The organism is Alcanivorax sp. HI0083 (assembly GCF_001635175.1).
The window spans coordinates 1-14,208 of the sequence record NZ_LWFX01000924.1; the positions used below are offsets into that span (position 1 = coordinate 1).

Genomic DNA, 14,208 nt, shown 5'->3' on the forward strand with positions numbered 1-14,208 from the left:
GCTTCTTCGAGCGGGTGGAAATCAAGAACGCGCTGGCCTACCTGCGCCTGCTCAGCCATCGTCATGCGGATGCGGCCTTCGAACGGGTGGTGAATACGCCTACCCGTGGCATCGGCAACAAGACCCTGGAAACCCTGCGGGAGGTGGCCCGCCAGCGAAGCGTATCCCTGTGGGAAGCGGCTCAGGCGGTAGTGGGTGAGCAATTGCTTACTGCCCGTGCCACTAATGCCCTTGCTGTGTTCCTGAACTTGATCGCGCAGCTGGAGCAGCAGTGCGAGGGTTTGAACCTGGCGCAAACCACCGAACATGTGATCGAGGCCAGTGGCCTGCTGGAATTCCACGGCAAGGAAAAAGGCGAAAAGGGCCAGCAGCGGCTGGAAAACCTGCGCGAACTGCTTTCTGCCACCCGTGAATTCGGTGACGAAGACGAAGAGTCGGAACTGGACAGCCTGACTGCGTTTCTGGATCACGCGGCACTGGAGTCCGGCGAGGGGCAGGCCGACGCCCACGAGGATGCAGTGCAGATGATGACGTTGCATTCGGCCAAGGGGCTGGAATTTCCGGTGGTGTTTATCACCGGTATGGAAGAGGGTTTGTTCCCGCACAAGATGTCCAGCGAGGAACCGGGCCGGCTGGCCGAAGAGCGCCGCCTTTGTTATGTGGGTTTGACCCGGGCCATGCGCGAGCTGTACCTGACCCACGCGGAAAGCCGCCGTCTGTACGGCAACGAAAACTACAATCCGGCCAGCCGTTTCCTGCGCGAAATCCCTGCCGAAACGCTGGAAGAAATCCGCGCCCGCGCAGGCTTCAGCCGGCCCATGGGCGGGGCGGCCAAGCCGATTCGGGAAACCGAATCCAACGGCATCAGCCTGGGGGCGCGGGTGCTGCACCCGAAATTCGGGGAAGGCACTATCTTGCACTTTGAAGGGCAGGGCCCGAACGCGCGCCTGCAAATCAATTTCGACGGTGCCGGCACCAAGTGGCTGGTCAGCCAGTACGCCCGGCTGGAAGTGATTTGACGCAGGTCTGACGTCGGACGCGGAGAAAACAATTGGGTACGGGATGTGTTGTTGCGTCTGACTTCCGTCGTCAGACGTAAGACCCGTCGACAAGAACAATGGGGTGGCTGTTCATTGCTGCCCAATGATGGAGGATGACTCTTGGACCGCCGTAAATTTGTTTCTGCCCTGGGTTTGGGGCTGGGTGGCCTGGCACTGGCCGGCTGTGAACAGAAAGATTGCCCGCCGGCTGACAAGACGGTGGCGGCACCGCCGGAGCCCGAGAAGAAAGCGCCGAGCCAGCAGACCTACGAATGGAAAATGGTCACTACCTGGCCCAAGAACTATCCGGGCCTGGGCGCAGGGGCGAACCGTTTTGCCAAGCGTGTGGAAGAAATGTCCGCCGGGCGGATCAAGATCAAGGTCTATGGCGCGAAAGAATTGGTGCCGGCCTTTGAGGTATTCGATGCGGTGCGCCAGGGCAGTGCGGAAATGGGCCATGGCGCCGCCTATTACTGGAAAGGCAAACATCCGGCCACGCCGTTTTTTACCGCGGTGCCCTTCGGCCTAACCGCCCAGGAAATGAATGGCTGGCTGCACCATGGTGGCGGCCAGGAACTGTGGGATGACCTGTATGCCCAGTTCAACCTGAAACCGTTCGCCTGTGGCAACACCGGTACGCAGATGGCGGGCTGGTTCAACAAGGAAATCAACAGCATTGAGGACCTGAAAGGGTTGAAAATGCGCATGCCCGGGCTGGCCGGAGAGGTGCTGGGCAAGGTCGGCGCCACGCCGGTACAGCTGCCCGGTGCCGAGGTTTTTACCTCGCTGCAAACCGGTGCCATTGATGCGGCGGATTGGGTTGGCCCCTATAACGACCTGACCTTCGGCCTGCAGCGGGTAGCGGAGTATTACTACTACCCGGGCTGGCAGGAGCCCGGCCCGACCCTGGAACTGACCATCAACAAGAAGGTGTGGGAAGGGCTGCCTGCGGACCTGCAGGCGATCATCCGTTACGCCGCCCAGTCCGAAAACCAGGACATGCTTGACGAGTACACCGCCCGCAACAATGCGGCGCTCGATGAGCTGGTGAACAAGCACGGGGTAAAACTGCGTCGCCTGCCTGACGATGTGCTCAAGGCCCTGAAAGACGCCAGCGATGAGGTCATCGAAGCGCTGGTGGCGGGCAACAAGGATGCCCGCAAGGTGTACAACTCCTACCGCCGTTTCCGCGACGAGTCCATGCAGACCATGGCCGTGGCAGAGCAGTCGTATATGAATGTGCGTAGTGAGCTTGCCAAGAAAGCTTGATCAGAGCCGCTGTAGGAGCACCACTCGAGGTGCGAACGCGACGAGGCTCATGTTTCTGTCGCCGTTCCTGGATCGATCTGTCGAGCGCTGCAATCCCTGATCGCCCTGTGGGCGATTTCCGCGTTTGCACGCGGTTCGCACCTCGAGTGGTGCTCCTACAGTAGCTTCGTAGCCTGCGCCTTGCAGTTTGAGGTGTGCAGTCAGTCCCTGGGCACCGCCCGGGTCCGCCCGGTGTCATCGATGGCCACGAAGGTGAAATGCCCTTCGGTCACTTTCGACAGGGTGCCGGTGTCTTCGCGTACCCACACTTCCACCAGAATCTGCATGGAGCTGCGGCCGATGTCCTGCAGCCGGGTGTAGCAGCTCACCACGGCGCCCACGGGCACCGGGCGCAGGAAGGCCATGGAGTCGATGGCCACGGTGGCCACGCGGCCCCGGGCTTTTTTGCGGGCGGTGACGGCACCGGCCAGATCCATCTGTGAGACCAGCCAGCCGCCGAAAATATCGCCATTCCAGTTGGCGCTCTGCGGCATGGCGATGGTTTGGATGGCAAGGGTCCCAATCGGCTGGGGTGCGTCGTCAGTATGGTCTGTCATGTTGTTATCCGTAGAGCGTATGCGGCAGCCAGGTGGCGAGTTCCGGGAACAACGCCAGAATGCCCAGCATGATTAATTGTATGGCGATAAAGGGTATCACGCCCTGATAAATGTGCGTGGTTTTTACCTCCGGCGGCGCCACCCCGCGCAGATAAAACAGCGCGAACCCGAAGGGTGGGGTCAGAAACGAGGTTTGCAAGTTCAATGCAATCATCACGCCCAGCCAGATCGGGTCCAGCCCCATGCCCAGCAATACCGGGGCTACAATGGGCACCACCACAAAGGTGATCTCGATAAAGTCGAGAATAAAGCCGAGCAGGAAAATCAGCAGCATCACCATGACGGTGGCGCCGATCACGCCGCCGGGCATGGCAGCGAACAGGTTATGCACCGCCTCTTCGCCACCAAAGCCACGGAATACCAGCGAAAACAGGCTGGCGCCGATCAGGATCATGAACACCATGGCGGTGACCCGGCTGGTGGCGCGGACCACCTCGCCAACAATGGCCCGGTCCAGGTGCCGATTGGCGGCCGCCAGCAGCAGGGCGCCAAAGGCGCCGACCCCGGCGGCCTCCGTGGGGGTGGCCTTGCCGGTGAGAATAGAGCCGAGCACTGCGGCGATCAGCAGCAGCGGCGGAACCAGGCCGCCCAGCAGGGCGCGCCAGCCTCGGGGTTCGCCGTCAGTGGCGGCGAAGGCGGGCGCCCATTGCGGTTTCCACAGGCTGATCACCACCACATAAAGCAGGTACAGCCCCACCAGAATCAGCCCGGGAATCAGCGCCCCGACAAACAGATCGCCCACCGATACGGTGTCCAGCGACCACAGGCCCTGCTTGAGCTGGGCGTCCTGGTAGGCGTTGGCCAGCACATCGCCCAGCAACACCAGCGCAATCGACGGCGGAATAATCTGCCCAAGCGTGCCGGTGGCGCAGATCAGCCCGGTGGACAGCTGCGGCTGGTAGCCCTGACGGAGCATGGTGGGTAACGACAGCAGGCCCATGGTGACTACGGTGGCGCCCACAATGCCGGTGCTGGCGGCCAGCAGGGCGCCCACCAGGATGATCGCCAGCCCCATTCCGCCGGGTAACGGGCCGAACAGCTGACCCATGCTGGACAGCAGCTTCTCCGCCACCCGGGATTTTTCCAGCATTACCCCCATGAACACGAATAGCGGTACCGCCATCAGGGTGCTGTTCTCGATAATGCCGAACAGCCGGTTGGGCACAAAGGTCAGGTCCGAGGGGGAAAAGGTGCCGGTGAGGATGCCGCCGGCCGCAAACAGCAGCGCGGTGCCGCCCAGAGCAAAGGCCACCGGGTAGCCGGTGAGCAACACCAGGCAGACAGCCACGAACATCAGCAGCGGGAGCCATTCCATCACAGGCCCTCCTCCGGGTGCTGGTCGTGTTCGCTGATCCTGGCGGGTGGGCTGGCGCCCAGTAGCGTCAGGCCGTGGCGTAACAGTTCGGCGATGGCCTGAACGGTCAGCAGCGCGGGCAGCACCAGCAGCAGGGTCTTGAGCAGATAGACAAAGGGCAGGCCGCCATTGGCGGAACCTTCCTGCTCGCGCCAGCTGCTGGCCACATAGTCCAGTGACAACCAGAACATGGCGGCACACACCGGAAATAGCAGCAACAGGGTGCCCAGCAGGTTAACCCAGGCCCGGCCGCGCGGGCTGAAGCGCTGGTAAAGAACATCCACCCGGACATGCTCGTCTTCGGCCAGGGTGTAGGCGATGGCCAGCATGAACAGGCTGCCGTGCAGGTAGGTCAGGGACTCTTGCAGGGCGATGTTGCCGATATCGAAGCCGTAGCGCAGCACCACCACCAGCACCATGCCCAGCACCAGCAGCAGGGCCAGCCAGGCGCTGCCGCGGCCGATGGCGATGGTGAAGGCGGTAAGCCCTTGTTGGCAGTGCTGTAGGCGCTGTTTTCTCATTATTGTCGGGAGATCGGTGAAAATGGGCATTATACGGAAAACGCCACAGGCAGCACGCATTCAGCCTACATGCCCGGTTGGGCGTGGTGCATGATGCGTGTAGCCTGAATGCGATCTCGCTGTAATGTGGCTGTAACAAACCCTCTCTAGCATGCGCTGTGCTGAAACATGAACTGGCTTGCAAGACTTGTTGTTAAGAATAAACCGGGGTGGATCTTTCCTTACCAGCGCCGGTGCCATGTAACTAGGAGGCTTTTACTGTGAACTTCAAGATGAAAACAACACTGGCAGGTGCCGCGGCAGCGCTGGCTCTGGCTAGCGTACCGACCACCGCCATGGCGCGTGACACTATCTCTATCGTGGGTTCTTCCACGGTCTACCCGTTCGCCACCGTTGTGGCTGAGCGTTTTGGCCGTACCGGCAACGCCACCCCGAAAATCGAATCTACCGGTTCTGGCGGCGGCATGAAGCTGTTCTGTCAGGGCGTGGGCACCCAGCACCCGGACATCACCAACGCATCGCGTCGCATGAAGAAGTCCGAGTTCGAGCTGTGCCAGAGCAACGGTGTGAAAGACATCACCGAAGTGAAGGTCGGTTATGACGGTATCGTGATTGCCAATTCCGTGAAGGGTAAGCACATCGACCTGTCCCTGCGTGACGTCTTCCTGGCCTTGGCCAAGGATGTACCGAATCCGGATGGCAGCGAAGAGCTGGTCGCCAACCCCTACAAGACCTGGAAAGAAGTGAACCCGGCCCTGCCCAACGTGAAAATCGAGGTGTTGGGTCCGCCGCCGACTTCCGGTACCCGTGATGCGTTCAACGAGCTGGCCATCGAAGGCGGCTGTAAGACGTTCCCCTGGCTGAAAGCCATCAAGGGTGAAGACAAGTCCAAGTACAAGGCCATCTGCCGCAGCGTCCGTGAAGACGGCGCCTACGTGGAAGCGGGCGAAAACGATAACCTGATCGTGCAGAAGCTGGAAAAGAACCCGGATGCATTCGGTGTGTTCGGTTACTCCTTCCTGGATCAGAACCGCGGTGTGGTACAAGCTGCCAACGTTGGCGGTGTTGAGCCCACTTTCGAAGCGATCGGTTCCGGCGACTACCCGGTGTCCCGCTCCCTGTACTTCTACGTGAAGAAAGCTCACGTGGGTGTGGTACCGGGTATCGAAGGTTACGTGAAAGAGTTCACCAGCGAGAAAGCCTGGGGTGATCAGGGCTACCTGGCTGAGAAGGGCCTGATCCCGCTGGGTGATGACCTGCGCAAGTCCATGGCCAAGCAGGCCCGCGGCCTGAAGTCCATGACGGGCAACGAGCTGTAAGAAAGGAAATAAAAAAAAGCATGGATGCTTTTGGCCCGGTGGTATTTGCCACCGGGCTTTTTCGCCCCTGACAAGGCGTGTTTGTTCCACCAAGATTGCTGCGGTGATCTTGTTTGAGCAAATCCGATCGGAGTGATACATGCAAACCGGAAACCTGCTGTTGCTGTTGGTAGTGATGGTGGCCGGCGCTTACTACCTGGGGCTTCGCCGCTCCTTTGCGCTGGCCCGCCCGCTGGGCGGCATTCGCCACCTGCACTCGTTGCCGTTCTATTTCGCCATGCGTTCGGCCATGTGGTGTGCACTGCCAGCATTGGTGGTGCTGGGGCTGTGGCTGGCATTTGATGACAGCATCATTCGTCAGCAGGTGCTGGCCAGTTTGCCGGCGGAACTGCAGCCGACGGATGCGTCCAGTTATAACCTGACGCTCAGCAAAATCCAGAACGTTGCCAGTGGTGCGCTGCCTGTCAATTTCGTGGAGCCGCCCATCGCGGCAGCGGCGGAACATCTGCAGTCATTACGCCAGACCAGCGCCATGGCGCTGACGGTGGTAGTCATTGTGTTGTGCATGTTCGGCGGTGCCTGGGCCTGGCTGAAAGTGTCACCACAACTGCGTGCCCGCCAGCAGGTAGAGCGTGTGCTGCAGACGCTGTTCATGCTCTGCGCCACGGTGGCCATTCTTACCACCGTGGGCATCGTCATGTCGGTGCTGTTCGAATCCATCCGCTTCTTCGGCAAGGTGCCGGTGACGGACTTCCTGTTCGGGTTGCAGTGGAGCCCGCAGACTGCCCTGCGCGCTGACCAGGTGGCATCCGGAGGCGCTTTTGGTGCGGTGCCGTTGTTCATGGGCACCATGCTGATCTCGGCCATTGCCCTGTTGGTGGCAGTGCCGGTGGGCCTGATGTCAGCTATCTACCTGGCAGAGTACGCAAGCAAGCGGGTGCGCACGGTGGCCAAGCCGGCACTGGAAGTGCTGGCCGGGGTTCCCACGGTGGTCTACGGCTTCTTTGCCGCCCTGACGGTGGCGCCTTTTATTCGCGGTATGGGTGAATCCGTTGGCCTGGATGTGGCCTCGGAGTCGGCTCTGGCGGCGGGCCTGGTAATGGGCATCATGATTATTCCGTTTGTGTCATCCCTGGCAGATGACGTGATTACGGCGGTGCCCCAGGCCATGCGTGACGGTTCATTGGGGCTGGGCGCCACCAAGAGTGAAACCATCAAGAAAGTGATTTTCCCGGCGGCGCTGCCGGGGATCATGGGGGGCATTTTGCTGGCGGCCTCCCGTGCCATTGGTGAAACCATGATTGTGGTGATGGCCGCCGGCCTGGCCGCCAATTTGACCGCCAACCCGCTGGAAGCGGTCACCACCATCACCGTACAGATTGTGACTCTGCTGACCGGCGACCAGGAATTCGACAGCGCCAAGACCCTGGCGGCCTTCGCCCTGGGCCTGATGTTGTTCATCACTACCCTGGTCATGAATATCTTCGCGCTGCATATCGTGAAGAAATACCGCGAGCAGTACGACTAGCGTCGGGAGAAAAATGATGAGCCAAACCACAGAAAAAGTTCGCAAGACCCTGGCCCGACGCTACCGGGCAGAGAAACGCTTCAAGGCCTTTGGTCTTGGTGCGATTGGCATCGGTTTGATGGCGTTGGTGCTGCTGTTCACCGATATTATCGGCAAGGGTCACAGTGCTTTCGTGGAGTATGAAATCCAGCTGCCGGTGACCTTTGATGCCGAAGTGATGGATGTCAGTGACCCCCGTGATGAAGAGCAGCTCAACTATGGTAATTACCAGGGGGTGATTCGTGACGCCCTGGCAGACCGCTTTCCCGGCGTGGAGTCCCGCCTGGACACCCGTGCCCTCAATCAGTTGGTGAGCACCGGTGCCGGTTATGCCCTGCGTGACATGCTGCGCGAGGATCCTTCCCTGCTGGGTGAGACCCGTACTCTCTGGTTGCTGGCCGATGACGATGTGGACCTGTTTCTCAAGGGGAATGAAAAGCAGCGCGAAGACAGCCGCCTGAACGAGAAGCAACAGGCCTGGGTGGCGGAGCTGGAAGCCTCCGGGGAAACCCGCATGGTTTTCAACCAGTCGCTGTTCAGCTACGGCGATTCCCGTGAGCCGGAGCAAGCCGGTATTCTGGGCGCGATCCTGGGTTCCCTGTTCACCATGATCGTGACGCTGGTGCTGAGTTTTCCCATCGGTGTGGCCGCGGCGGTCTATCTGGAAGAGTTTGCTCCCAAGAACCGCTTCACCGATTTCATTGAGGTGAACATCAACAACCTGGCGGCGGTGCCGTCGATCATCTTCGGTCTGTTGGGGCTGGCGGTGATTATCGGCTTGTTTGGATTGCCCCGTTCGGTGCCGCTGGTAGGCGGTATCGTGCTGACGCTGATGACGTTGCCGACCATCATCATTTCCAGCCGCGCGGCGATCAAGGCCGTGCCGCCCAGTATCCGCCAGGCGGCCATGGGGTTGGGCGCCTCGAAAATGCAGGTGGTGTTGCACCATGTGCTGCCGTTGGCCCTGCCCGGCATGCTCACCGGCGCCATCATCGGCATGGCCCAGGCGCTGGGGGAAACGGCGCCGCTGCTGATGATCGGCATGGTGGCCTTTATTGTGGACCTGCCCGCCGGCCCGCTGGATGCGGCAACCGTGCTGCCGGTGCAGATTTACCTGTGGGCAGACAGCCCGGAACAATCTTTCGAATCCCTGGCGTCCGCCGCCATCATGGTGCTACTGGCTTTCCTGATCACCATGAACACGCTGGCGGTGATTCTGCGCAAGCGCCTTGAGCGGCGCTGGTAACGGACGGATAACGAGGAACTGAGTTATGGAAACCGCACAGCAACTGGACAAACCGGCTCTGGGCACCAATGATGCGGCCAGAGACAAGGCCATAAATGAGCAAGCAGCGATGACACAAGACTCCCCCTATCCAGACCAGACCGTGGGCACGCCCTTTGTGGATGACCCGAAAATGCGCCTGCGCGATGTGGAGGTGTTCTATGACGATAACCAGGCGATCCATGGCGTCAGCCTGGATATCGGCAAGAATGAGGTGGTGTCACTGATCGGTCCGTCCGGTTGTGGTAAATCCACGTTCCTGCGTTGTCTCAATCGCATGAACGACACTATCGATATTTGTAAGGTGAAGGGCAGCCTGCATCTGGAAAGCCAGGATCTGTATGACCCCAAGCTGGATGTGGTGGAGCTGCGCGCCCGGGTGGGCATGGTGTTCCAGAAGCCCAACCCCTTCCCGAAATCCATTTATGACAACGTGGCCTATGGCCCGCGTATTCACGGCCTGGCCAACAAGAAATATGACCTGGACGAAATCGTGGAAACCAGCCTGCGCAAGGCCGGGCTGTGGGAAGAAGTGAAAGACCGTCTGCACGCACCAGGCACGGGCCTGTCCGGCGGTCAGCAGCAGCGTCTGTGTATTGCCCGCACCATTGCGGTGAGCCCGGAAGTGGTGCTGATGGATGAGCCCTGTTCCGCGCTGGATCCCATTGCCACCGCCAAGATCGAAGAGCTGATCAGCGAGCTGAGCGAGTCTTATACCATCGCCATCGTGACTCACTCCATGCAGCAGGCCGCGCGGGTATCGCACCGTACCGCCTATTTCCACCTGGGTCGTCTGGTGGAAATGAATGATACCGAGACTGTGTTCACCAAGCCCGAACACGATCTGACGGAAGCTTATATCACTGGCCGCTTCGGTTAACGCGCGGGTAAGGAGAGCAAGAGAATGGACCGTATGCATTTTGGCGAGCATAGCTCGACCCAGTTTAACGAAGCGCTGGAATCCATCCGTAACCACCTGATGGAAATGGGTGGTCTGGTGGAAAAGCAGGTAGTGGATGCGCTTCAGGCATTGCTGCAGGCAGACTCGGCGCTGGCAGAAAAAGTGATAGAAACCGAAGACCGGGTCGATAATCTGGAAATTCTGATCGACGAGCAATGCACCAAGGTGTTGGCGCTGCGCCAGCCGGCGGCGTCGGATTTGCGTTTGATTATTGCCGTGTCCAAGGCGGTGTCCGACCTTGAACGCATTGGTGATGAGTCAGCCAAAATTGCCCGCATGGGGCTGCAGTTGGCGGAAGAAGGCGAGTCGCCCCGCGGTTATGTGGAAGTGCGCCATATCGGTAACCATGTGCGCAACATGCTGCGCGATTCCCTGGATGCCTTTGCCCGCTTCGATGCCCAGAAAGCGTTGGCCGTGGCCGCCGAAGACAAAGAAGTGGACCTGGAATATCGCAGCGCCATGCGCTCGCTGGTCACCTTCATGATGGAAGATCCGCGGGCCATTTCCCGGGTACTCAACATCATCTGGTCCCTGCGCGCCCTGGAGCGCATCGGCGACCATGCCCGCAATATCGGCGAACAGGTGATCTATCTGGTGGAAGGCAAGGATGTGCGCCATATCAGCATCGATGAGATCGAAAAGAAGCTGAAGGAATAAAGGCCGCTACGAGCTTCAAGCGGCGAGCTACAAGGAAAACCCGCTCCTGCGATCTTTTACAAGGCCGTGCCTGATCTTCGGGCGCGGCCTTTTTCTTTCCGTCATCGTCATGAAATCGCCCCGCGATGTTGAATGAAGCATGTTGCGTGTCGCGTATCATGTCGCTAATATCCGTATTTCCGAATATGCGGATATAAGGTTCGCACATGCTTACACCCACCCAGCTCTGCAAATGCCTCGGCGACGATATTCGCCTCAGCCTGATCTGCCTGCTGCACGGTCAGGGGGAGGTCTGCGTGTGCGATCTGGTGGAGGCCATGCAGGCGCCGCAGTCCACTGTGTCTCGCCACCTGGCCCAGCTGCGCCAGTGCGGGTTGGTGGTGGCTCGGCGGCAGGGTACCTGGATGCATTACCGCGTTAATCCGAATCTGCCCGCCTGGGCACAGCAGACGTTGGCAAGTCTGGTATCACCGGCCTGCGACGCCCTGTCCCTGACACTTCCTGTCTCTGCCTGCTGCGAGAACTGACATGCAACTGCAACCCATGACGATCCTGGTACTGTGCACCGGCAATTCCTGCCGTTCCATTATTGGTGAAGCGTTGATCAATGCCCTGGGCGAAGGCCGTTTTCGGGGACTCAGTGCCGGCAGCCATCCCACCGGTGAGGTGAACCCGGGGGCGCTGGCGGTACTGAGACGCCATGGTATTACTCCGCAAAACCCGGCCTCCAAGTCCATGGACGATCTGGCCGATGAAACTATCGATCTGATCATTACCGTCTGCGACAGCGCTGCCGGAGAAGCCTGCCCGGTGTGGCTGGGGGATGTGCCCAAACTGCATTGGGGGTTGCCGGACCCGGCCCATGCGCAAGGCACGGACGAGGAGATTGCGGCGGCCTTTGAGGCCACCTACCGGCAATTGGAAAAACGGCTTCAGGCACTGTTCGCTGTGTCGCTGGATGATCTTGGCAAGACAGGTCTGGTGGCCTGCGGCGAACAAATCCACCGGGACATGGAGGACCTCTGATGCCGTTCTTCGAGCGTTATCTGAGTGTCTGGGTCGGCCTGGCGATTATTGCAGGGATGGCTCTGGGCTTGGCGGTGCCTCCGTTGTTCCAGGCGGTGGCGGCGTTTGAGTACGCCCATGTGAACCTGGCGGTGGCGGTATTTATCTGGGTGATGGTCTACCCGATGATGATCCAGATTGATTTCACCGCCATCAAGAAAGTGGGGCAGAACCCGCGGGGGTTGTTGCTCACTCTGGTGATCAACTGGTTGATCAAACCGTTTACCATGGCGGCGCTGGGCTGGTTGTTCTTCAAGGTCTTCTTCGCCGGCTGGGTGGATCCGCAAACCGCCACAGAGTATATCGCCGGCATGATCCTGTTGGGTGTGGCGCCCTGTACGGCCATGGTGTTTGTGTGGAGCCAGCTGACCAAGGGCGATGCCAACTACACCCTGGTGCAGGTGTCCGTAAACGACATCATTATGGTGTTCGCGTTTGCCCCTATTGCCGGCTTGTTGCTGGGTGTCAGCGACATTACTGTGCCCTGGGACACCTTGCTGCTGTCGGTGGTGCTCTATGTGTTGTTGCCGCTGATCGCCGGGTTTATGACCCGGCAATGGCTGGGCAGTGATGAGCGTGTGGCTCACTTTGTAGGGAGCCTCAAACCGGTCAGCGTCATGGGGCTGCTGGCCACGGTGGTGCTGTTGTTTGGCTTTCAGGCCGAAACCATTCTCGCCAAACCCATGGCCATCGTGCTGATTGCCATTCCGTTGTTGATTCAGACCTACGGCATTTTTGTTATCGCCTACTGGGCGGCAAAACGCCTGCGGCTGAAGCACAACGTGGCCGGCCCCGCCTGTTTGATTGGCACCAGTAACTTCTTCGAGCTGGCGGTGGCAGTTGCGATCAGTGTGTTCGGCCTGCATTCCGGTGCCGCCCTGGCGACGGTGGTCGGGGTGCTGGTGGAGGTGCCAGTGATGTTGTCGCTGGTGGCGATTGTGAATCGTACTTCGCACTGGTTCGAAAAAGACCAGTTGATAGTGGACAGTTGAAAGTTGACAGCTAAAACAGAAAGAGTCGCATTGATGCAAGATATTCCAAACCTTGAGCAGGACAGCTTCCAGGTACCAACCACGGATGAGGTGTTTCGTGATCGGCCGTCCAGTCACAAGCCGCGCATTCTGTTGCTGTATGGATCGTTGCGAACCCGTTCCTTCAGTCGGTTGGTGGTGATGGAGGCGGCGCGCTTGCTGGAGGCCATGGGCGCAGAAACAAAAATTTTCCATGCCGATGGGTTGCCGTTACCGGACAGCGAAGACGTGGCACACCCCAAGGTGCAGGAGCTGCGTGATCTGGTGACCTGGAGTGAAGGCATGGTGTGGTGCTCGCCGGAGCGTCACGGTGCCATGACCGGCATCATGAAAGCACAGATCGACTGGATTCCCCTGTCTATTGGGGCGGTTCGCCCGACCCAGGGCAAGACCCTGGCGGTGATGCAGATCAGCGGCGGTTCCCAGTCGTTCAACGCGGTGAATCAGCTACGTGTATTAGGGCGTTGGATGCGCATGGTTACGATTCCCAACCAATCTTCTGTGCCGAAAGCCTTCCTGGAATTCGATGAGAATGATCGTATGAAGCCGTCAGGGTTTTATGATCGCATCGTGGATGTGATGGAAGAACTGGTGAAGTTCACCTACTTGACCCGTGACCGCAGTGACTACCTCACCGATCGTTATTCAGAGCGCAAGGAGTCTGCCGAGCAGCTTATGGCGCGGGTGAATCAACGGAGTATGTAACAGGAGACACTGCACGCTTCATGCAACAGGCTTCATGCTCAAGCGGCAGCTTACTTTTATTCACAGCAAAGGCAGACAGGAATTATAACGATCATTGTCCGGTGCGTGGCGAAAGCATAGCCGTTGGTCTTGGCGGGTCAGCGTGTCGTCCTTGCCCGGTGTCCAGGGGTTGTCTGCCCGCTGTGATGTATCGGTATCACCCAGCGTTTTCAGTAACGCCATGCGCGCTTCCAGATGCACCAGTCGAAGCAGGTATTCCTTGAAATTCGGGGATGCGGTTTCCAGCAGAATATTACCGATGGGGTTGCGAATTGCCTCGCTCGTTGAGGTTGGTTCGGGCTGGAACGTATCAGCTTCAATAACGTCAACCGGCTGCTCCGACAGGTCTGCATAGTGCTGATAAAGCGGCAGCATGCGATTCACGCTGATGTTTTTTTTCAGGCCCGCCTTGAATTGTAGTTCCTCAAACCAGCTCGCGCTTTGTTGTCCCTCACGGTATTGCTCATGGAGAAAGAAATGCGCCATCAGCGAGAATTCTTTCTTCAATGGCGAATGAAAACTTCTTTCTGTCGGGCTCAATGACGCAAGATTCGGCGCGGACATTTTTCCCTGTTGAACCAGAAGCGCCACCAGTTGCAGTTTTTCGGCCAGCATGGCGTTGGCGATCATCTTGCTGATCAGGCTATGGTCCTGTGCCAGCCAGTGGCGAAGCTGCTGGATTTCTTTGCCGATGTTTTCCCCTGGGGTTTCGCTGATTGCCCAGGCCAGAGACTGCAGA

At 59.2% G+C, this 14,208-nt stretch carries 14 protein-coding genes and 1 pseudogene; 11 read left to right on the forward strand and 4 right to left on the reverse strand.

The genetic code is table 11. The features are described from left to right. A partial coding sequence (locus tag A3754_RS09875; protein WP_197468603.1) for a 3'-5' exonuclease occupies positions 1-1,019 on the forward strand: 1,019 nt, incomplete at its 5' end. A gap of 141 nt (positions 1,020-1,160) precedes the next feature. Continuing rightward, entirely contained in the window at positions 1,161-2,309 is a 1,149-nt protein-coding gene (locus tag A3754_RS09880; protein WP_063519536.1) for a TRAP transporter substrate-binding protein, read from the forward strand. 200 nt (positions 2,310-2,509) lie between these two features. Here A3754_RS09880 and A3754_RS09885 read toward each other — a convergent pair whose 3' ends face one another. The 3 genes from A3754_RS09885 to A3754_RS09895 are packed head-to-tail and all read right to left on the reverse strand — an operon-like array spanning position 2,510 to position 4,840. Then, positions 2,510-2,905 carry an acyl-CoA thioesterase gene (locus tag A3754_RS09885; RefSeq protein WP_063519537.1) on the reverse strand — a complete coding sequence of 132 codons (396 nt, stop codon included), beginning with the start codon at positions 2,903-2,905 and terminating at the stop codon, positions 2,510-2,512. Between the two features lie 4 nt (positions 2,906-2,909). Then, the gene (locus A3754_RS09890; protein ID WP_063519538.1) at positions 2,910-4,280 is read right to left on the reverse strand and encodes a TRAP transporter large permease subunit; all 1,371 of its coding nucleotides are present in this window, start codon (positions 4,278-4,280) and stop codon (positions 2,910-2,912) included. Further along, positions 4,280-4,840 carry a TRAP transporter small permease subunit gene (locus A3754_RS09895; protein WP_063519539.1) on the reverse strand — a complete coding sequence of 187 codons (561 nt, stop codon included), beginning with the start codon at positions 4,838-4,840 and terminating at the stop codon, positions 4,280-4,282. The genes A3754_RS09890 and A3754_RS09895 overlap by 1 nt, the downstream gene beginning before the upstream one ends. Positions 4,841-5,112: 272 nt before the next feature. Here A3754_RS09895 and A3754_RS09900 point away from each other — a divergent pair, with 272 nt between their 5' ends. From A3754_RS09900 to arsH, 9 genes are all read left to right on the forward strand, one after another. Then, positions 5,113-6,159, forward strand: a complete 1,047-nt coding sequence (locus tag A3754_RS09900) for a substrate-binding domain-containing protein (protein ID WP_063519547.1) — start codon at positions 5,113-5,115, stop codon at positions 6,157-6,159. Positions 6,160-6,298: 139 nt separating this feature from the next. Beyond that, positions 6,299-7,687 carry a phosphate ABC transporter permease subunit PstC gene (pstC, locus tag A3754_RS09905; protein ID WP_063519540.1) on the forward strand — a complete coding sequence of 463 codons (1,389 nt, stop codon included), beginning with the start codon at positions 6,299-6,301 and terminating at the stop codon, positions 7,685-7,687. Positions 7,688-7,703: 16 nt separating this feature from the next. Further along, complete coding sequence (gene pstA, locus A3754_RS09910; protein ID WP_063519541.1) at positions 7,704-8,972, forward strand: phosphate ABC transporter permease PstA; 1,269 nt, start codon at positions 7,704-7,706, stop codon at positions 8,970-8,972. Positions 8,973-8,997: 25 nt separating this feature from the next. Continuing rightward, the gene (gene pstB, locus A3754_RS09915) at positions 8,998-9,891 is read left to right on the forward strand and encodes a phosphate ABC transporter ATP-binding protein PstB (RefSeq protein ID WP_063519542.1); all 894 of its coding nucleotides are present in this window, start codon (positions 8,998-9,000) and stop codon (positions 9,889-9,891) included. Between the two features lie 24 nt (positions 9,892-9,915). Beyond that, a complete protein-coding gene (gene phoU, locus A3754_RS09920; RefSeq protein WP_063519543.1) occupies positions 9,916-10,629 on the forward strand; it encodes a phosphate signaling complex protein PhoU in 714 nt (237 codons plus the stop codon). 206 nt (positions 10,630-10,835) lie between these two features. Beyond that, positions 10,836-11,156: a metalloregulator ArsR/SmtB family transcription factor gene (locus A3754_RS09925; RefSeq protein ID WP_063518680.1), complete on the forward strand. Its 321-nt coding sequence runs from the start codon at positions 10,836-10,838 to the stop codon at positions 11,154-11,156. A 1-nt stretch (position 11,157) separates the two neighbouring features. Then, positions 11,158-11,655 (forward strand): arsenate reductase ArsC, encoded by a 498-nt coding sequence (locus A3754_RS09930; protein ID WP_063519544.1) that lies wholly within the window; start codon positions 11,158-11,160, stop codon positions 11,653-11,655. Beyond that, on the forward strand, positions 11,655-12,686 hold the full coding sequence (gene arsB, locus A3754_RS09935; RefSeq protein WP_063519545.1) for an ACR3 family arsenite efflux transporter: 1,032 nt from the start codon (positions 11,655-11,657) through the stop codon (positions 12,684-12,686). The genes A3754_RS09930 and arsB overlap by 1 nt, the downstream gene beginning before the upstream one ends. Positions 12,687-12,719: 33 nt before the next feature. After that, positions 12,720-13,430, forward strand: a complete 711-nt coding sequence (gene arsH, locus A3754_RS09940) for an arsenical resistance protein ArsH (RefSeq protein WP_063519546.1) — start codon at positions 12,720-12,722, stop codon at positions 13,428-13,430. Positions 13,431-13,490: 60 nt separating this feature from the next. On the opposite strand, the pseudogene A3754_RS27645 reads toward arsH, so the two are convergent. Beyond that, positions 13,491-14,208, reverse strand: a pseudogene (locus tag A3754_RS27645) (hypothetical protein); the annotation flags it as partial.